General features: G+C 68.2%; 17 protein-coding genes. 8 read left to right on the forward strand and 9 right to left on the reverse strand.

Annotated features, from left to right (window positions below):
• Window positions 1-56: 56 nt before the first annotated feature.
• The gene (locus tag NJ1_RS19965) at window positions 57-800 is read right to left on the reverse strand and encodes a lysophospholipid acyltransferase family protein (protein ID WP_067696499.1); all 744 of its coding nucleotides are present in this window, start codon (window positions 798-800) and stop codon (window positions 57-59) included.
• A gap of 184 nt (window positions 801-984) precedes the next feature.
• On the opposite strand from NJ1_RS19965, the gene NJ1_RS19970 reads away from it, so the two are divergent.
• Entirely contained in the window at window positions 985-2,523 is a 1,539-nt protein-coding gene (locus NJ1_RS19970; protein ID WP_067696502.1) for a Rieske 2Fe-2S domain-containing protein, read from the forward strand.
• Window positions 2,524-2,592: 69 nt separating this feature from the next.
• Here NJ1_RS19970 and NJ1_RS19975 read toward each other — a convergent pair whose 3' ends face one another.
• The 3 genes from NJ1_RS19975 to NJ1_RS19985 form a co-directional block, all read right to left on the reverse strand.
• The gene (locus NJ1_RS19975; protein ID WP_067696505.1) at window positions 2,593-2,931 is read right to left on the reverse strand and encodes a BP74-related protein; all 339 of its coding nucleotides are present in this window, start codon (window positions 2,929-2,931) and stop codon (window positions 2,593-2,595) included.
• Window positions 2,932-3,083: 152 nt separating this feature from the next.
• On the reverse strand, window positions 3,084-4,115 hold the full coding sequence (locus tag NJ1_RS19980; protein ID WP_169813173.1) for a MauE/DoxX family redox-associated membrane protein: 1,032 nt from the start codon (window positions 4,113-4,115) through the stop codon (window positions 3,084-3,086).
• 107 nt (window positions 4,116-4,222) lie between these two features.
• The gene (locus NJ1_RS19985; RefSeq protein ID WP_067696800.1) at window positions 4,223-5,185 is read right to left on the reverse strand and encodes a DMT family transporter; all 963 of its coding nucleotides are present in this window, start codon (window positions 5,183-5,185) and stop codon (window positions 4,223-4,225) included.
• 292 nt (window positions 5,186-5,477) lie between these two features.
• Between NJ1_RS19985 and NJ1_RS19990 the strand changes: the two genes are divergently transcribed.
• Window positions 5,478-6,185 carry a hypothetical protein gene (locus NJ1_RS19990; RefSeq protein WP_157574100.1) on the forward strand — a complete coding sequence of 236 codons (708 nt, stop codon included), beginning with the start codon at window positions 5,478-5,480 and terminating at the stop codon, window positions 6,183-6,185.
• On the opposite strand, the gene NJ1_RS19995 is transcribed toward NJ1_RS19990, so the two are convergent.
• The 3 genes from NJ1_RS19995 to serS form a co-directional block, all read right to left on the reverse strand.
• The gene (locus NJ1_RS19995) at window positions 6,137-7,444 is read right to left on the reverse strand and encodes an MFS transporter (RefSeq protein WP_067696514.1); all 1,308 of its coding nucleotides are present in this window, start codon (window positions 7,442-7,444) and stop codon (window positions 6,137-6,139) included. The two genes, NJ1_RS19990 and NJ1_RS19995, sit on opposite strands and share 49 nt — an antisense overlap.
• Before the next feature lie 125 nt (window positions 7,445-7,569).
• A complete protein-coding gene (locus NJ1_RS20000; protein ID WP_245717477.1) occupies window positions 7,570-9,363 on the reverse strand; it encodes a putative bifunctional diguanylate cyclase/phosphodiesterase in 1,794 nt (597 codons plus the stop codon).
• 146 nt (window positions 9,364-9,509) lie between these two features.
• On the reverse strand, window positions 9,510-10,772 hold the full coding sequence (gene serS / locus NJ1_RS20005) for a serine--tRNA ligase (RefSeq protein ID WP_067696519.1): 1,263 nt from the start codon (window positions 10,770-10,772) through the stop codon (window positions 9,510-9,512).
• Window positions 10,773-11,059: 287 nt separating this feature from the next.
• On the opposite strand from serS, the gene NJ1_RS20010 reads away from it, so the two are divergent.
• The 6 genes from NJ1_RS20010 to NJ1_RS20035 all read left to right on the forward strand — a co-directional run bounded on the left by NJ1_RS20010 (window position 11,060) and on the right by NJ1_RS20035 (window position 16,834).
• A complete protein-coding gene (locus tag NJ1_RS20010) occupies window positions 11,060-12,655 on the forward strand; it encodes a GMC family oxidoreductase (protein WP_067696522.1) in 1,596 nt (531 codons plus the stop codon).
• A gap of 187 nt (window positions 12,656-12,842) precedes the next feature.
• Window positions 12,843-13,985, forward strand: a complete 1,143-nt coding sequence (locus NJ1_RS20015; protein ID WP_084478532.1) for a septum formation family protein — start codon at window positions 12,843-12,845, stop codon at window positions 13,983-13,985.
• A 49-nt stretch (window positions 13,986-14,034) separates the two neighbouring features.
• Window positions 14,035-14,388 carry a metallopeptidase family protein gene (locus tag NJ1_RS20020; protein WP_067696528.1) on the forward strand — a complete coding sequence of 118 codons (354 nt, stop codon included), beginning with the start codon at window positions 14,035-14,037 and terminating at the stop codon, window positions 14,386-14,388.
• A gap of 101 nt (window positions 14,389-14,489) precedes the next feature.
• A complete protein-coding gene (locus NJ1_RS20025; protein ID WP_067696531.1) occupies window positions 14,490-14,801 on the forward strand; it encodes a PE domain-containing protein in 312 nt (103 codons plus the stop codon).
• A 12-nt stretch (window positions 14,802-14,813) separates the two neighbouring features.
• Window positions 14,814-15,986, forward strand: a complete 1,173-nt coding sequence (locus NJ1_RS20030) for a PPE domain-containing protein (RefSeq protein WP_067696533.1) — start codon at window positions 14,814-14,816, stop codon at window positions 15,984-15,986.
• Window positions 15,983-16,834: an ESX secretion-associated protein EspG gene (locus NJ1_RS20035; protein WP_067696536.1), complete on the forward strand. Its 852-nt coding sequence runs from the start codon at window positions 15,983-15,985 to the stop codon at window positions 16,832-16,834. Before NJ1_RS20030 ends, NJ1_RS20035 begins: the two co-directional genes overlap by 4 nt.
• A 215-nt stretch (window positions 16,835-17,049) precedes the next feature.
• Here NJ1_RS20035 and NJ1_RS20040 read toward each other — a convergent pair whose 3' ends face one another.
• Entirely contained in the window at window positions 17,050-17,712 is a 663-nt protein-coding gene (locus NJ1_RS20040; protein WP_067696539.1) for a histidine phosphatase family protein, read from the reverse strand.
• Entirely contained in the window at window positions 17,709-18,626 is a 918-nt protein-coding gene (pheA, locus tag NJ1_RS20045; protein WP_067696542.1) for a prephenate dehydratase, read from the reverse strand. Before pheA ends, NJ1_RS20040 begins: the two co-directional genes overlap by 4 nt.
• Between the last annotated feature and the right edge of the window lie 52 nt (window positions 18,627-18,678).

Here is an 18,678-nt window from a genome sequence, read left to right on the forward strand (position 1 = left end):
GGTGCGCCGAGTGCCCTGCGCGGCGAAGCTGCGATCACCCCGCGCCGGCGCCGCGCCTACTTCTGCGAGCGGCGGGCGGCTTTCGCTTCCGCTTCGGCCCGGTCCAGCGCGTTCGCTTCCTCCAGGGTCGGTGCGCTTCCGCCGAGTCGGGCCGGAACCCAATAGCCGCCGGGCTCGTGCACGTAATCCTTCTGGGCCTCGAGCAGCAGCGCCGACATCGTCGAGTGCAGTTCCTCGGTCAGCGCCGAGGCGGGCTCGTACGGCTGGATGGGGGCGCCGACCTCGATGGACACCGGGGTGTTGGTGCGGCCCATGCGCTTGGGGTGGCCCTTGGTCCACACGCGCTGTGCGCCCCAGATCGCCATCGGGATGATCGGGACGTTCGCCTCGATGGCCATCCGCGCGGCGCCGGACTTGAATTCCTTCAGCTCGAAACTGCGGCTGATGGTGGCCTCGGGGTAGACGCCGACCAGTTCGCCCTGGCGCAGGCGGTTCACGGCCTCGGAGAAGGAATCCGCGCCGGCGGAGCGATCCACCGGAATGTGCTTGAGCGCCCGCATGATCGGGCCGCCCACGGGATTGTCGAACACCTCTTTCTTCGCCATGAAGCGGATATAGCGCTTCGAGGTGCGCGCGGGCAGACCGGCGTACGTGAAGTCCATGTAGCCGGTGTGATTGATCGCGATGACCGCCCCACCGGTCGCAGGGATGTTTTCGTCGCCGTTGACGGTGAACTTCAGGCCCTGCAGCGCGAAAACGGTGCGAGCCAGCCCGATGATCGGGAAGTAGACGGGTTCCACAAGCACGGAAGCCTAGTCGCTGGCCGCGCGACTTCCAGTGATCCAGACAACACCGGAACGCCGGATTTCCGGGGTAAAACAGACAATTACCTTGAAGTCGGGCACCGGGGGTCACTGCATCGGCGACGTCCGCGGGCAGCCAGTACTCTGGGTGGCTGGTAACAGTCAGGGAGGCAGATAGCTCGTGCAGATCACCAGCGTCGGACACGCCGGATTCCACATCCGTACGGCAGCCGGGACGATCCTGTGCGATCCCTGGGTGAACCCGGCCTATTTCGGATCGTGGTTCCCGTTCCCCGACAATACCCAGCTGGACTGGGATGAACTCGGCAACAGTGATTTCCTCTACGTCTCGCACCTGCACCGCGATCATTTCGACGCGAAACTGCTGACCGAGAAGATCAACAAGGACACCACGGTCCTGCTGCCCGACTATCCGGTGCCGGATCTCAAGCGCGAACTCGAGGCCCTGGGCTTCCACAAGTTCTTCGAGACCGAGGATTCGGTCAAGCACACCGTGACCGGGCCCGGCGGTGATCTGGAGATCATGATCATCGCGCTGCGCGCGCCCGCCGACGGGCCGATCGGCGACTCCGGCATCGTCGTATCCGACGGCGAGACCGTCTGTTTCAACATGAACGACGCCCGGCCCGTGGACATGGACGTGCTGCACGACGCGTTCGGGCACGTGGACATCCACCTGCTGCAGTACTCCGGGGCCATCTGGTACCCGGCCGTGTACGACATCCCCGCGCGCACCAAGGCCAACTTCGGCAAGCAGAAGCGCCAGCGCGGCATGGACCGGGCACGGGCCTACATCGAGCAGGTCGGAGCCACCTGGGTGGTGCCGTCCGCCGGGCCGCCGGTCTTCCTCGACGACGAACTGCGCTACCTGAACGACGATCGCGGCGAGGAAGGCAATATCTTCCCCGACCAGATCACCTTCCTGGACCAGATGGAGATCCACGGCAATGCCGGTGGGCTGCTGATGATTCCGGGTTCGGTCGCCGAGCTGCGCGGCAAGGAGCTGTCCTCCATCACCCACCCGGTGGTGCCGGACAGCATCTACGGCGACAAGGCCGCGTACATCCAGGACATGGCCGAGCGGATGGCTCCGGTGCTCGCGGCCGAAAAGGCCTCCTGGGCAACCGGAGACGAGCCGCTGCTACCGCAGCTGAAGGAACTCTTCGAGCCGATCATGGCGCAGAGCGATCTCATCTGCGACGGCATCGGCTATCCGGTCGGACTGGTCATGGGTGAGGAGACCGTCGTACTCGACTTCCCGGCGCGCACCGTGCGCCCGGTCGTCGAGGGAGAAGGCAAGTACCGCTACGGATTCCGGATCGATCCGCAGCTGGTGCGCACCGTGCTGCGGGACGACGAGCCCGACTGGGTGAACACCATCTTCCTGTCCACCCGGTTCACCACCTGGCGGGTCGGCGGATACAACGAATTCCTCTACACCTTCTTCAAATGCCTCACCGATGAGCGGATCGCGTACGCGGACGGCTGGTTCAACGAGGCGCACGACGATTCGGCCTCCACCGAACTCGAAGGCTGGGAAGTGCAGCGGCGGTGCCCGCACCTGAAGGCGGACCTGTCGAAATTCGGCGTGGTGGAGGGCAATACCCTCACCTGCAATCTGCACGGCTGGCAGTGGGATCTGGAATCGGGACGCTGCAAGACGTCCAAGGGACACGAGCTGCGCTCGCGCAAGCTCTGAGCATTCTTCCGGACACGCGACTCCGGTCGGCGCGGCGCACCGACCGGAGAACAACGCCGCCGCGCCCCGCTAGGAGCTGATCTCCCTGGTCAGGCGCGACGACCACGGACACCAGAAGCAGCCCGGCAGGAACGCGCCGCACGCCTCGTCCAGGTGGTCCTCGGTGTAGGTGATGCTGGAATCGCACACCTCGATGGCCATGGTGAAGAAGGTGATGGTGTCCGGATCCAGATAGAAACTCCAGCCCGGGTTGTAGTCCGCGCGCTGCTTCCGGATTCTGCCCATGACATGGATCGACATGGTCTCCTCGCCGGACAGGATCCGCCGAGCTTCGGAAATACGCTGTTCATTCTCCAATCGGATTACGAATTCCTTGCCGGAGTAATCGGTGAATGCGAAGTCCGCCATGATATTTCCCTCGGTTGACGGGATGGGTGAAGGAGCCGCGCTTTCGATGGTAGGTCCAGCTAACTACACTTCGTTTCGAAATTGCTTGTCTGGCAACAAGATTCAAAAGACCGGACCGTTTGTCGCAGGCAATTGCGCAAACCGGGCAGTATTCACCGAGGTTCCGGAACCGTTTGCCCGTTTCCATGGGAATTTGATTGCAGGCCAGTCCGTTTGGCCTGGACGATGAGATCCCGGACCGCCATCGCGCCACGCGCCACCGGGGCCGCGACCCTCCCGTCCGCGCTGATCAGGACGCCGGACGGGGTACCGCGTACACGGTAGCGCAGTGCCGCCTCGTTGCCCTGCTGCACCAGCACCGGGATGTCGCCGAGTGCCTGCCGCTCGCCCCAGACCGCATGTTCGGCGACGTCGCCGTTGCCGAGCACCGCGATGGTCAGGGCCTCGGACGTGCGCGAACGCCAGCGCGGCAGCTCCCGCGCGAGGGCGGCACACATCTCGCAGCCGGGATGCACGAACACCAGCAACAGGTGGCGGCCAGGAGAAAGCAACTCCGCCAGATCCGTTCGGCCGCCCCCGGTGCGCAGCAACTCGAACTCCGGGGCCACCGCGCCGACGGGCAGACCCTCACCGCCGAGGGTGGACAGGACCTGCTGATCGAGCCGGCGGCGCAGCGCCAGGAGTTCGCCGGTCAGCCAGAACAGGTAGCCCGCCAGGACGGCCAGGATCGTCAGGCCCACGGTGTGGTCCACCGGGAGCGCGGCCGGAACTCGCGGCCGTGCGATCGAGGCCGCCGTGACCGTCGCCGCCAGCGCGAGCATCAGTCCGTTGCGGACCAGGGTGCGCGGGCCGATCGGCGTCGCGCCTACCGCGCCGAAACACGAACAGACCGGCCGCTTTCCCTGGCGGAGCAGTCGCAGCACTGCGAGCGTGAAGACCATCAGCAGGAGCACCGCGAGGGCCCCCGCCCACGGTGCGGTCCACCGTGGCAGCAGGGCCACCGCGATCGACGCCTCCAGCATCGGCAGGACCCAGGTCACCGCGGGAACCCAGCGCAGCGGAACGCCGAACTCCCCCACCGCCTTCCGGGCACCGGACAGGTCACCGAGTTTTCCGAACGCCGACAGCCCGAACACGACCGCCAGACCCAAGCGCGCCACCCACACCCCGTAGTCGATAGCCATGTCTCGCACCATCGCACACCGGCGTGACGCCCGAATCATGAATGCCGGGAACAGTTTTCACCGCAAACCGGGCGGTTGTTCCGCGCCATAGGGCCGGTGATGGCGTCCTATCGCGGGTTCGGACGGGGTGATCGGGCCGCCAGCGCCACGGCGGCGAAGGTCAGCACGCAACCCGCCACCGCCATCGGCGCGAGGGTGGACCCGGTCGGCGCCAGCACATCCAGGACCAGCGCGGCCAGCAGTTGGCCGGCCACCGAGGTGAGCGCCAGCAGCAGCACGCCGATCCAGCGCACCACCAGGACCGCCAGCGCGATGAAGAAGACGCCGATCGCGCCACCCAGGTAAAGCCACGGGGCCGAGGGCAATTCGGACGGCAGGCCGCTGTGGATCCGCAGCAGCGCCTCCACCGCGAGCAGACCCGCCAGCCCGGTCACGAAGTTCGCCAGGGTCGCCGAGAGCGGGCCGCCGACCGCACCCACGCGGCCGTTCACGGCCTGCTGCCAGGCCACCCCGACCCCCGCCAGGATCGGCAGGGCGATCAGGACGGCGGGGGGTGCGTCGCGGAAGAACGCGGGCGCGGCCAAAGATTCGCTCACGCCACGTGGTCTGCCCAGGGCCGCCAGCAGCACCGCGGCCGAGGCCAGCAGCGCGCCGCCCACCCGCCATGCCGTGACCGCGGTCCGCCCGCCCGGACCGATGCCGAGTCGATCCACCACCAGGCTGCTCACCAGCTGGCCCGCCACCACCGACACCGTGAACGCCGTGACGCCGATGGTCGCCACCGTCAGGCCCTGACAGGCCACGAACAGCGCGCCGCAGAGTCCACCCAGCAGCTGCCACCAGCGCAGGGTCCCGTCGGCGAGCGCCTCGCGGACCTGCCCGAGCCCGGCGCGCAATCGGCCGCTCACCAGGAAGATCACGCCCACCAGCAGCAGCCCGGTGCCGAAGCTGACCACGGCCGCCCCGACGCCGTCGTGCAGCCGCTCCCCCAGCGCCCCGTTCACCCGCGCCTGCACCGCCACACCCGCGCCGATGGCTCCTCCGAGCACCAATCCCACTCGCCGCCGCATCACCACCCGATTCTGCCAATTCCCGTCGGCGAGGCTCGACCGGCGATCGGAAATTCACCGGTAATTTCATGCTGCTCATCGACGATGAACCGAGTCGAGCCACCTCCCGAAGACATCGATGTCCGTGCCGAGGTGCTCACGGTTCTGGAATTGAAGCGATGGCCGGAAAACCCATACCGGACGACGTCTTTTCGCGGCCGCGGGGCCTCGAGTCCGCGGTCGCGATGTGAGATGCGCGAATTTGGTTGGGTAACAGTCGGATCGGTGGGACATGGGCAGTTACGGTATGGCAGTGAGTGGTACGGATATCGGCGAGATCCATGACGCCGAGACTTGGGATGTGCTCGATGAGGCGTGGAATTCGTGGGGAACGCTCGATTCGGATGTTATTGCGCATCTGCTGAATCCGGCGTTTGTCGGCGGGCCGACCTGGCCGGCGCTGCGGCAGGCGCACGTGATCGCACGGCGGCAGGACGCGGTGCTGGTGGCCAGCAGTGGGCTGGCGGACCCCACCTGCTGGAACACCGGGGAATACACCAACGGATACGAGTTGGAGGTGTTCGGGATCGCGCCCGACGTTCCGGCCGACAGCAACCCGATGACGGTCGCGACTTCATGGCTCGGGCAGATGGTGATGACCGTGTCGAATCTGGTGGCGCAGCACGGATTCGAAGTGCTGGAGATGGTGGAGGAGTTCGGGGTGATCACCATCGAATTGTCGAATGCGCGATTGCCGGACGAAGGCGGCGATGTCTTCGTCGACGAGAACGGGTCGATGGTGGTGATGCTCGGGCTGATGGACCGGGAGATCCCCGGATTCGTGAACGCGCCGCTCGCGCCGGTGCGATTGATCAATGTGAAACTGCTGACCGCCGCGGAAGCGCATTTCTGTGTGCACAACTCGATGGGTGAAGAGCGGGCGCGACGAGAAATCGCGCGACGGTTCGCGATTCAGGGCAGCGTGCTCTGGTCGAGTCTCGGGCGGCCCTCGGTGGTGTGAGACTCCCGCTCCGGCGAGGGACGCGGCAACCAGACCGGGAGCAGGGCCGCGGTGACCAGAATCGGCACACCCAGCAGCGCCACCACCACCGGGATCGACAGCCACGCGGTAACCAGTGCCACGAACGCGAATACGGCCAGCGCCACCATTTCGGTGACCACACCCGACACCGAGGTGACCGTCGCGCGCGCCGGGCCCGCGATCGCGTCCTGCAGCCGGGCGGAGGCGACCACGTCGGCGTTGTAGTCGATGCCGTACGCGACGCCGATCGCCGAGAAGCCCACCGCCGTCAGCGGATACACCGCGTGTGGAAACGCCGTGGACAGTCCGGCGAGCAGCGCGCCGCCGATGAACAACAGGCCGCCGACGCCCAGGGCGATCGCCAGGGTGCGCGGTGCGACGGCCTCGGTCCGGCCCGCCAGCGCCGCACCGGCCAGCGCGCCCGCCACCGTCACACCCACCAGCAGCGCCGAGATCGAGGGCGAGACGCCCGCGTGGTCCGCCAGCAGCGCGAAGTACTCGTCGAACGCCGTGATGCCGTTCAGCAGCGCCACCAGGATCACCCCGCGGCGAATCACCCGGACCCGCAACGCTTCCCGCAGACCGGAGCGGAGCATCTCCCGATAGCGCGATCGGCCACCACTCGGGCTCGGCACGCTGGTCGTCGTCGGGAGTCGTGCGGGATCCGTGTCGTCGAGATCCTCGAGATCCTCGATGTCGCCCGCGGACACCACCTTCGGCGCACTGGGCAGTGACAGCGCCGTGAGAGTGTGCACCGCCGCGATCGCCACACTCGACCAGCCGATCAGCGGGTAGCCGCCCAGGGCATAGAGCGGGGCCGCCGCGAGAATGCCTACGAGAGCGGCGGATTCGGCCGCCGCCCGGGTGTATCCCATGACGCGCGAGTACGCGCTGGTCGCCTCGCGCGCGGCGAGATCGTCGTAGAGCAGGGCCTCGAACGTTCCCGAGCGCAGCGCACCGGAGGCGCCCCACAGGACGAAACCGAGCGCGAAACCGGGGTAGGACGGGAACAGCGTCCACACGCCGAAACCCGCGGTCAGCAGCAGGGCGGACAGCACCAGCAGGCCGCGCCGCGACACCGTGTCCGCCCAGGCTCCGGAGGGAATCTCCAGCAGGAAGGCGGTCGTGGACCAGATCGCGAGCAGCGAGGAGATCTGGGTGGTGTTCAGGCCGTGCGCGGCGAACAGCAGCGCGTACAGGGCATAGAACGGGATCAGGTCGGCCGTCAGGGCGAACAGGACGGCACGCGCGGTGAGACCACGGACCGGGTCCGGCTCGCGTCCCGAGACGCGGCGAACACCGGGTGCTCCGCTACAGAGGGCGCTGGGGAATCAACATCGGAAGTCGAGCAGGCTCATACCGCTCAGCCTCGTCCTCCGCCGGGACCACCGTCAAGGGGATTGTCCATCGGGATCCAGCCGTTGGTGTTCGGCTCGTGCTCGCCCAGCGCCGCGCCCACCAGGCCGTGCCGGTCGTTCAGATCGTTGATCAGCTCGGACACCGGATGCGAGTCGCTGTAGTGGTAGCCCTGCGCGAGGGCGAAACCGAGTTCGGTCAGCACCGCGGCCTGGTATTCGGTCTCCACGCCCTCGGCGATCACCTGCAGATCCAGCGACTTGCTCAGTGCCGCGATGACGCCCAGCAGCGGCGGCGCGGGCGAATCGGAGCGAATCGAGGCCACGAAGGATTGATCGACCTTCAGGATGTCGCTGGGCAGCGTGGCCAGGCGGCTCAACGACGAATAGCCGGTACCGAAGTCGTCGATCGCGATGCGCACGCCGGTGTCGCGCAGCTTGTGCAGATTCGCGATGGCGGTGTCGGATTCGGCCGCCAGTTCGCTCTCGGTCACCTCGAGCACGAGTTGCTCGGCGGGCCAGCCGGTATCGCGGAGAATGCCGGAAACCCGGTCGGCGTACTCGGTTTCGGCCAGTTCGAGACCGGACACGTTCACGTTCAGCGTCAGATCCAGCTGGGCGAAGGTCTCCTGCAGGCGGGCCGCGTCCGCGCACGCGCGGCGCAGCACGAGCTCGTCCAGATCGGAGATGAGGTCGTATTCCTCCGCGACCCGGATCAGACCCTCGGTGGTCACGTCCGGTTGCGCGTTCGAGGACCAGCGCAGCAGCGCCTCCACCCCGACCGCGCGGGTCGCGCCGTCGGTGAGGCTCACGATCGGCTGATACTGCACGTCCAGGGTGCCCTGATCGATCGCCTCGCGCAGTTCCACCGCCAGCGGCAACTGCCGCGACGACTCCAGCACCGTGCGATTGCGACCCGCCTGCTTGGCCCGGTACAGGCCCACATCCGCGCGACTGACCAGCAGCGAACCGGACTCGCCCGGCTGCCACGAGGTCACACCCGCGGAACAGCCGGTGGTCACCGCGGCCCGCAACTCCTCGGTCAGCAGGATCGCGGCCTGCTCGGTGGTGCCCGGCAGCAGCAGCGCGAACGCGTCACCGCCGTAACGGGCCAGGCGCTGATCGGGGGCGAGCAGCTTCGACCAGGTGTCGCCCACCCGCTGCAGCACCGCGTCACCGGCGCGATGGCCGAGATGATCGTTGATCTTCTGGAATCGGTCCAGGTCCACCAGCACCAGGGCCAGCGCCTGATCCGAGCGGGCCGCGTGGCTGATGGCCGCGTTCAGGGCCCGATCGAAACCGCGGCGATTGAGCAGACCGGTGAGGGTGTCGATATCGGCGTCCGAGGCCATCCGCGTCAAAATGCCGACCACGATGCCGATTCCGACCGTGATGCCCGCCGGGATCAGGCCCGACCACCACGGCAGCCCGCGCGAGGGCACCACCCACAGGCAGCACACCACCGCGAAGGCCACATGCGCACCCAGCCAGCGCCAGGCGAAGAAGATCGCCGCATCCGTCGCGACGAAGACATAGAAGGCCGCCAGGCTGATCGCGCCGACCGTATTCGGAAACCAGTGCACCGCAACGGTCACCAGGACCGTCGCCGCCGCCACATAGGCGTGGTGCACCGAATGCGGCAGCCTCGGGCCCCAGATCAGCAGGCTCACGCCCAGCAACAACGCCACGAACGCCGCGACACCAACAAGCGGTCGATTGCCCTCTTCGCCCGGAGCGACGGCCGTGATCACCAGACCAAGGACCCCGCCCATGACATAGAACGCTCCGGTGGTCCTCGCCATGACCATTGCTGTCGCCAGCGCCGACGCCGCCCGCACCCGCGTTCGGGTATCGCCGCGAGACCCGATTCCTCGCACGCTGCCCAGCCTAAACGCTGGGCCCGTTTTTGCCTTCGGTTCGCTTCGGCTGGTTCGCGGCGCTGACGTTCTCACTTCTTCGGTTCTAGAACTTCCTTGCCGACGAACGGCACCAGGGCTGCGGGGATCCGAACCGAACCGTCCGCCTGCTGATGGTTCTCCAGCAGGGCGACGATCCAGCGCGTGGTGGCCAGGGTGCCGTTGAGGGTCGCGGCGGTCTGGGGCTTGTTGTTCTCATCGCGGTAGCGGACGTTCAGGCGGCGGGCCTGGAACGTCGTGCAGTTCGAGGTGGAGGTGAGCTCGCGGTAGGTCTGCTGGGTCGGAACCCATGCCTCGCAGTCGAACTTGCGGGCGGCCGAGCTGCCCAGATCACCGGCCGCGACATCGATCACCCGGTAGGGGACCTCGATCGCGGCGAGCATCTCCTGCTCCCAGCCCAGCAGTCGCCGATGTTCCGCGTCCGCGTCCTCGGGACGGGTGTAGACGAACATCTCGACCTTGTCGAACTGATGCACGCGAATGATGCCGCGGGTGTCCTTGCCGTAGCTGCCTGCCTCGCGACGGAAACACGACGACCACCCGGCATAGCGCTTGGCGCCCTCGCCCAGATCCAGGATCTCGCCCGAGTGGTAGCCCGCGAGCGGGACCTCCGAGGTGCCGACCAGGTAGAGGTCGTCCTCCTCCAGGTGGTAGATCTCGGCCGAATGCTGACCCAGGAAACCGGTGCCCGCCATGATCTCCGGGCGCACCAGCACCGGCGGGATCATCATGGTGAAACCGTTCGCGGTCGCGCGCTGCGCGGCCAGCTGCAGCAGACCCAGCTGCAGCAGCGCGCCGTAACCGGTCAGGAAGTAGAAGCGCGCGCCCGAGACCTTCGCGCCGCGTTCCATATCGATGATGCCCAGCGACTCACCCAGCTCCAGGTGATCCTTCGGCTCGAAATCGAACTCGCGGGGCGTGCCGATGGTGTCGAGCACGATGTAATCGTCCTCGCCGCCCGCGGGAGCGCCCTCCTGCACCACGTTCGACAGCGCGCGCTGCGCGGCATCGAGCACCGCGTCCGCGGCGTTCTCCGCGGCCTCGGCCTCGGCCACCTTCGCCGAGAGTTCCTTGCCCTGCGCCAGCAGCCCCGGCCGTTCCTCCGGAGACGCCTTGCCGACCTTCTTGCCCACGGCCTTGTGCTCGGCCCGCAGCCCGTCGGCGTTCGCGACGGCCGCGCGACGGGCCGCATCCGCCTCGAGCAGGGCATCCACCAGGGCCGGGTCCTCGCCACGAGCCCGCTGCGACGCACGGACGACGTCGGGGTTCTCCCGCAGGAATCGAAGGTCGATCATAGGGAACAAGCCTAGTGGGCGGGCGCCACCGCATTTCCGCAGCCCCGGACCGTCGCGCGAGCGCGGGCCCCGCGCTCGCGCGGCCCGGGCCTCGATCGAGGCTCGGCCCGGCCTCGCACCGACGAACGCCCGGGCCGCCCGGGGGCGGGGTCCGTGACCGCCGGTCGAGGCGAAATACCGCACCCGGATTCCGTCGGATTCACCCGTATCGGTGGTGCTCGCGCGCCGCGCCACCCATAGTGATGGGCATGAGCGCCGCTCGGCGAAGTTCTCACTGAGGAGTCTCCATGCCCCAATACACCCCGAGCGCAGTCGATTTCATCGTCGTGGGAGCCGGATCAGCGGGCGCAGCGGTCGCCGCGAGGCTGAGCGAGAAATTCGGCACCAGCGTCGCGGTGATCGAGGCCGGCAGCACCGACAAGGACAAGTTCATCCACATCCCGGCCGGATTCGCCCAGCTCTTCGAGGGTCCGAACGACTGGAACTACCGCACCCAGAAGCAGCCGGACCTCGCCGACCGCGAGGTCTACTGGCCGCGCGGCAAGATGCTCGGCGGCTCCTCGTCCATGAACGCCATGATGTGGGTGCGCGGATTCGCCGCCGACTACGACGAATGGGCCAAGTCCGGCGGACCCGGCTGGTCCTTCGAACAGGTGCTGCCCTACTTCCAGCGAATGGAGACCGTCGAGGGCGCGAGCGAGCCCGGCGAGGGCGTGGACGGGCCGCTGCACATTTCCAACCAGCGCAGCCCGCGGCCCATCACCCAGAGTTACCTTCAGGCCGCGGCCGAAGCCGGATATCCGCTCGAGCGCGCGAATTCCGATCAGCCGCAAGGGTTCAGCCAGACCATGGTGACGCAGAAGCGGGGCGCGCGGTGGAGCACCGCCGACGCCTACCTGCGGCCCGCGCTGCAGCGGCAGCGCGATCTCACCATCATCACCGACGCCCACGTGACCCGCGTGCTGTTCGAGGGCAAGCGGGCCGTCGGCGTCGAATACTCGGTCGCCGGGGAGATCAAGCAGCTGCACGCCAAGCGGGAGGTGATCCTGTCCGGTGGGGCGATCAACACGCCGCAGCTGCTCATGCTGTCCGGGATCGGCGACGCGGATCAGCTGCAGGATCTGGGAATCCCGGTGCTGCAGGAACTTCCGGAGGTGGGTCGCAATCTGCGCGATCACCTGGCCGCGCCCATCGTCTACCGGACCACCGGCGGCAGCCTCTACGGCGCGGACAAGAGCCTGCCCGAACTCGCCAACTATCTGATCCGGCGACGCGGGCAGCTCACCTCCAATGTCGGTGAGGCGTACGGATTCGTGCGCAGCCGGCCCGAACTCGCGCTCCCGGATCTGGAACTGATCTTCGCGCCCGCCCCGTATCTCGCGGAGGGACTCGGCGATCCGGACGCACACGCGCTGACCTTCGCGGCGGTGCTGCTCAAGCCGTACTCGATCGGCAGCATCACCCTCGCCTCCTCGGATCCGTTCACCGCGCCGCGCATCAATCCGCGCTACTGCACCGAGCCCGAGGACCGCGCGGCCCTGCTCGCCGGGCTGCGGATCTGCGTGGAACTGGCCTCGCAGCCGTCGCTGAAGGAACACATCGGCGAGATCATGCAGCCGCCGGTGCCGTCCGATACGCCGATGGACGAGGTGCTGCGCCGCTGCATCGACGACCACTCGCACACGCTGTACCACCCGGTCGGCACCTGCCGGATGAGCACCGACGACACCGGAGTCGTGGATCCCGAACTGCGCGTTCGGGGAATCGAAGGGCTGCGGATCGCGGACACCTCGGTCATGCCGATGATCACGCGCGGGCACACCCACGCGCCCGCGGTGCTGATCGGGGAGAAGGCCGCCGACCTGATTCAGCAGGCTCACTGAATCGGGGGCGGTCTGAATCGGGCACGGTTTGATTCGGGCCCTGCCTTAATCGAGCCCCGCCTTGATCGAGCAGTGCCGCATCGGGCAGTGCTGAATCGGGCACTGTCTGATTCAGCACGGCCTGATTCGGCCCGGCTCAGGGGCGTCTCGTGGCGAGGGGCGGGCCGCGCTGCAATGATGGAGCGCGATGTCCGACCAACAGTTGCCTCCGCGCCAGCAGCCCACCCCCCAGCGTGGCCGTTCGCGGTCCAAGGACGCCAAGGGTGCGGGGCGGTTGTCCGCCCTGCGCGGTGGTTCCCTCGGCAAGGACAATCCGCTGTCCGCGCCGACGCTGCGCTGGGGGCTGCTCGCCGTCGCGGTGGGCGCGGTCGTGGCCGCGCTGATCACGCTGCTGCTGTCCGGATTCGACTCCGGGCGGGTGGAGGCGCACAACCCCGGCGGGGCACAACCGACCGGGGCGGTGGCGGGCGCGGCCTTCGGCACCGCCAAACAGGGCGACTGCCTGAGCTGGTCCAAATCCAATGCCAGCGATCTGGTCAAGGTCGACTGCGGCAGCAAGCACCTGTTCGAGGTCACCGCAGATGTCGATCTGAGCAAGTACCCGGGCAAGGAATTCGGGCCCGGCTCGCGGTTCCCCGATTCGCTGCGGTTCTCCGAACTGCGCGACGAGCACTGCGTCAGCGCCGCCCAGTCCTACCTCGGCGGAAAGTTCGACCCGCGCGGCAAATTCGTGGTCGGCCTGATCAATCCGGGTGAAGCCGGATGGAAGGCCGGGGAGCGCACCCTGCGCTGCGGACTGCAGGTCACCGGCAGCCAGGGCACGGCCACCCATCCGATCAGCGGCAGCGTGCAGGGGACCAACCAGTCGAAGGTGTACGACACCGGCACCTGCATCGGCATCGCGCGCAGCCTGCCCACCGATCCGATCGACTGCACCTCGCCGCACGCCTTCGAGATCGTCTCCACCGTGGACCTGTCCGGTCAGTTCCCGAGCGGCCCGCCGTCCAAGGACGATCAGGATCGGTTCATGGAGGACCAGTGCGCCAAGGACTCCACCGACTATCTCGGCTCGCCCGACACGCTCCGCAACAAGACGCTGACCCTGTTCTGGGACTTCCTCGACGCGCGCAGCTGGCTGTCCGGGAGCAAGAGCCTGAACTGCATGGTCGGCAAGGGCGCGGACCAGTCCGGCTTCGCGACAATCACCGGTTCGGCGCGCGGAGACATCCTGGTCGACGGGCAGGCTCCGGTGCCGCCGCCGAACAACGGCCGCTCCACCCCGCAGCCGCTGCCGGGCGCCGCGCCGCCGGTCATCCCGCAGCCGCGATGATCCGGGCGGGCGGGGAAATATCCGGGACGGCACGGGACCTGTAGACACCATGCCCGTGCACATGTCCGACGACCGTTTCGAGGAACTCGTCGGCGAATCCCTCGACATGATCCCGCCCGAATTGGCCAAGGCCATCGACAACGTTGTCGTGCTCATCGAACCGCGCAGTCAGGACGACCCGCATCTGCTGGGGCTTTATCACGGGATCGCGCTCACCAACCGGGATTTCAGCCACTACGGCGGCGCCCTGCCGGACACCATCACCATCTACCGCGACGCCATCCTCGAGATGTGCCGCAGCGAAGAAGAGGTGGTGGAAGAGGTGGCTATCACCGTGATTCACGAGATCGCGCACTATTTCGGGATTGACGACGATCGCCTCCACCAGCTGGGATGGGGCTGATCGGGACGCCGGGAACCAACCGGCGACTCCCTGCGTCCAATCTTCACAGAGGCCCTGAAAGGCCGTCGAAGGTGGGGAATCCGTAGGAAGGGAGTTCGACCATGGTCGGCCATGTCCTCGTGCAGCCCGAGGTGATTCTCGCCGCCGCGCTGGAACTAGACCTGCTGGCCGAACGTCTCGCGGCGGCCTCGGCGATCAGCGCCCCCGCCACCCATGTGATCCCCTCCGGCACCGAAGAGGTGTCGCTCCTGGCGGCCGAGCACTTCAATCAGGCTGCGATCAGCCATGATCGAGCGATCGCCCAGGGCGTGCTCGAGCTACACCATGCCGCGGCCACGCTGCGCGGTCAGCTCGCCCAGTACCTGATCCAGGACGCCGTGCGCGCCGCGGGCATCGCGGCCATCCAGGTGTAGGGGAACACTCGAATGACGCTGGGAATCACCGGGGTTTTCTGGCTCCCCCGCATGGCCGAGGTCAACTCGATCACGCTCAATGCCGGGGCGCACGCGGTTCCGATCTTCGCGGCCGGGACCGCGTGGGGAGCGCTCACCGGGGTGTGGGTGGAGGCGACCGCGACCCTAGCGCGGGTCATGGCCGAGGTCGGGGTCGGGCTGCAGGGCGTGAACGGGCTCACTGTGCTGGCGCGGCTGGGCGGGTTCACCGCGTGGGCCGAGCAGCAGGGCGTCATGTCCGCGGTCATGGCGGGCAAGGCGGCCGGGAACGCCATCGCCTATACGGTGGCGTCCATCGCCATGCCGAGCCTGCCCGAGATTGCTCTCGTCGAAACCGCGCGGGTGGCAGCGCATTCCACCGGTGGCGCGCTGAACGGCTCCGCCGAGGCGGCCGAGGCGGCCAAACTGGCGCTGGACATTCGGGCCGCCCTGGTCATGGAGACCTATGAGGCCGCGACCAGCCTCATGTACGCGACGCCGAACGAATTCGCTATGCCGCCGGCGATCGCCATGGGGGCCGGGAGCGCCGATGCCGGGGCGGACGCGTTCGGCGACGGCGGTGATCCGATTCAGGGGGCGCTCGGGACGGCAGCGGCGCTCGCCGACAATCCGGCGGTGCTCGACGCGCTGTCCCACGGTGCGCAGGTGGCGGGGACCGTGGTCACCACGGGTGCGAGCAGTGTCGGGAATGTCGCGGGGAGTGCGCTCACCGGTGTGGCCGACGTGTTGAATCCGATGGCGCCAGGCGGGAATCCGGTGCCCGTGGTGACCGAGGCCGGGGTGGCGGCGGGTGGTGCGGCAATGAGTACCCGGGCCGTGTCGTTCGGCATCGGGAGCGGCGGCGGAGCCGTGAGCATCGGAAACGGCGGCGGCACACTGAAACTCCCCGAGGGATGGGGCAGCGGGGCCGGAACCGGCAGCGGCGCAACGACTGTCGGGCCGGTCGCCGAACCGGTGAACCCGGCCTCCGGTGCACAGGGCGTCGCGCCCACCCGCCCGGCCGGGACCTCGCGACCGCTGACCGGCGCCCGCGACGAGGACGAGAGCCATCACGGTCACGACTACGGGCGGTCGGCGGAGCACTTCGCGGACGGTCGTTCCCTCGCGCCCGCTGTCATCGGCGGCGATCCCGCGGACGAGCGGTGACGGTCCTCGGCGCCGGTCGCGGGCCGTCCCTGCTGGGGGCGGTCACTCTGTCGCTGGACGAGATGCAGTATCTCCAGGAGAGGCTGGGGTTCGATGAGCTGCCCGTGGTGCTCGATGCCATGGGGCGCTATGACAATGCCGCCGAGCACGATTCGGCCATGATCGCCGCGGCCGCCGCTCTCGCCGATCGTGAACTGCTCGACGGCGACATCGTGCATCCGGAGCTGGCGGCCCGGCTGCTCGCCCTGTATCGGCCGCACTGGGTGGTGGCGCTGCGCTGGTATGTACGGGACCAGGTCAATCGGCTCTGCGTCGCGAAGGCCGAGGATCCCGGCAGCGAGTCAGGCACGCTCGAGGTGATCGCGCTGCGCGGCAACGCCTCCTACGTCATCGACGAGGCCGGGCACGATCTGCCCGGCAATGTTCTCGCCGCGCTGGGCACCGTCGACGCGCTCGCCATCGACGCAATGAACGCTCCCACCGCGGAATTGACGCCGATCTTCGACAATGCGGGTGACGTGACGAGCACCGCCGCTCGTCTCGAGCAGGTCTGCACGCCCGCGCGCGACGCGAAAACCCTTGCCGCGGCGCTGGTTCGGATCGATTCGCACGCGGAGATCGTCGGGATCGCGTACGGCGACGGCATCCGCACCCGGGTCGGGGATCACCTCGCCGTCTTCGACACCCGCCACGGTCGACTACTGGCCGGGTCGAGCCTCGCCGAGGACGGCACCGAATGGACCTCGCTGACGGGTGGGACGCCCGCCCGGCTGCGCGCCGCGCTACAGAAGCTCATCGCGTCCCTGCCGCTGCGGCAACCCTTTCCTGACGTCGACCGACCGCGATGACCGGTGATCGCGTGCTCGCTCGCAGGGGCATAGGTGGGGAGAATTCGCCGCGGTAGTCCGCCGGGCCGGAGTGCTGGACTCCTGAATCACCCTGGGTGCCAGGGTTCGCCGTGCGTTTCATGCCCACGGGGCACCCCCTTGCCGGACACGTGAATCATCCGCGAGCCGTCGCCGCTGAGACGCGTCGGTGGCTGTTGCCGATCAGAGGAGCGCGGTCAGCCCATCGGGTCGTCGCCGGTGGGGTCGATGTCCTTGGCGAACGGCGGGACGTAGCTGCCCCATCTGGTGCATTCCCAGCGGCCGCCGGGGAGGGGCAGGAGCTCGATGGTGTCGGTGTTGTCGAGGTGGTTGTTGGCGGCGAAAGCTCTCGGCACGTCGGTGAGTTCACGGGAGACCAGACGCATGGCAGCGCCGTGGCTGACCAGGATGATGTCCGCCGCGTCGGGAGCGGAGAGATAGTCGGTGCGTAGTCGCTCGAGGGTGGGGACGTAGCGCTCGAGGACGTCGTGGCCGGATTCGCCGCCCGGGACGCGCAGGCTCAGGTCACCGAAATGCCAGGCGTGGTAGATGTCCTGGAAGGTGTGGTGGGCGTCGGCGGTGTTGAGGCCCTCGAGATCGCCGAGCTGCACCTCCTGCAGATCCTCGAGCACCTCGAGCGGGACGCCGGTGGCGGCCTCGATGTAGCCGCCGGTCTGGCGGGCGCGCAGGGCAGCCGAGGAGAACAGCCGCTGCGGTGCGCCGACCAGGTTCGCGCCGAAGTTCTTCGCCTGTGCCGCACCGCGTTCGGTGAGCGGAAGTCCGGGTAGGCGGGTGTCCAGGAGCTTGGCCACATTGCCTTCGGTCTCGCCGTGCCGCACCAGGATGAGTTTGCCCGTCACAGGTCGGCGACCCCCTTCTTCACATCGGCCAGCCAGGCCGCCGCCGGTTCGTCGGGCGGGGGCGGGGTGCCCGTCGCGGACAGGGCGGGCCAGGAACCGAGGAAACGAATGCGTCCGGCGGTGCGGTGCAGGGCTTTCAACGCCTCGGCGACCGCGGTGTCGTCGATGTGACCGACACAGTCCAGGTAGAAGCGGTACGTGCCCATGCCGGTGCGCGTGGGACGCGATTCGATGCGGGTCAGATCGATTCCGCGGGTGGCGAATTCGGCGAACGCGCGCATGAGCGAACCGGGCTCGTTGGCCAGTTCCAGCACGATGGAGGTGCGGTCGGCGCCGGTGCGCGGCGGGGCCGGGCGCGGCGGGGTGACCAGCACGAAACGGGTCAGCGCCCGATCGTGGTCGGCGACTCCCTCGGCCAGCGCCTCGAGCCCGAGCCGCTCCCCCGCCAGCGCGGTGGAGACGGCGGCGTCGGCATGTCCGGCTATCACGTCCTCCGCCGCGGCGGCATTGGAGGCCGAGACGAACATCTCGGCGTCCGGCATGTGCTTCGCCAGCCACAGGCGCACCTGCGCGGCCGCCACCGGATACGCCGCGATCCGGCGGACATCGGCCAGGGCGACACCCGAGCGGCCCAGGATCGTGAACGCCACGTCCAGATCGGTCTCGGCGACGATCTGCAAACGCGGACCGACCGCCAGCGCGTCCAGGGTCGGGGCGATCGACCCCTCCACCGAACTCTCGATCGGGACCACCGCACCCTCGACCGACCCGGTCCGCACGAGTTCGATCGCGGCGCCCTGACTCGGGGCGGGGACACGCTTCACCGGTCCACCGATGACTCCGGTGGACTCCAGTTTCGCGAGGGCCATCTCGGTGAAGGTTCCCGACGGCCCGAAGTAGGCGATGCGCGGCACGATTACGACATTACTTGCGTGCGCGGAGTCACTCCCCGCTTTGGCCGACTAC

The organism is Nocardia jejuensis NBRC 103114 (assembly GCF_001613145.1).
GTDB classification, from domain to species: domain Bacteria; phylum Actinomycetota; class Actinomycetes; order Mycobacteriales; family Mycobacteriaceae; genus Nocardia; species Nocardia jejuensis.

What these genes read in the sequence shown, in the direction of transcription:
- NJ1_RS19975 (WP_067696505.1), bottom strand. Translation starts at nt 2,931, where the DNA reads ATGGCGGACTTCGCATTCACCGATTACTCCGGCAAGGAATTCGTAATC.
- NJ1_RS19980 (WP_169813173.1), bottom strand. Translation starts at nt 4,115, where the DNA reads ATGGCTATCGACTACGGGGTGTGGGTGGCGCGCTTGGGTCTGGCGGTC.
- NJ1_RS19985 (WP_067696800.1), bottom strand. Translation starts at nt 5,185, where the DNA reads ATGCGGCGGCGAGTGGGATTGGTGCTCGGAGGAGCCATCGGCGCGGGT.
- NJ1_RS20000 (WP_245717477.1), bottom strand. Translation starts at nt 9,363, where the DNA reads ATGGCGAGGACCACCGGAGCGTTCTATGTCATGGGCGGGGTCCTTGGT.
- serS (WP_067696519.1), bottom strand. Translation starts at nt 10,772, where the DNA reads ATGATCGACCTTCGATTCCTGCGGGAGAACCCCGACGTCGTCCGTGCG.
- NJ1_RS20010 (WP_067696522.1), top strand. Translation starts at nt 11,060, where the DNA reads ATGCCCCAATACACCCCGAGCGCAGTCGATTTCATCGTCGTGGGAGCC.
- NJ1_RS20015 (WP_084478532.1), top strand. Translation starts at nt 12,843, where the DNA reads ATGTCCGACCAACAGTTGCCTCCGCGCCAGCAGCCCACCCCCCAGCGT.
- NJ1_RS20020 (WP_067696528.1), top strand. Translation starts at nt 14,035, where the DNA reads ATGCCCGTGCACATGTCCGACGACCGTTTCGAGGAACTCGTCGGCGAA.
- NJ1_RS20025 (WP_067696531.1), top strand. Translation starts at nt 14,490, where the DNA reads ATGGTCGGCCATGTCCTCGTGCAGCCCGAGGTGATTCTCGCCGCCGCG.
- NJ1_RS20030 (WP_067696533.1), top strand. Translation starts at nt 14,814, where the DNA reads ATGACGCTGGGAATCACCGGGGTTTTCTGGCTCCCCCGCATGGCCGAG.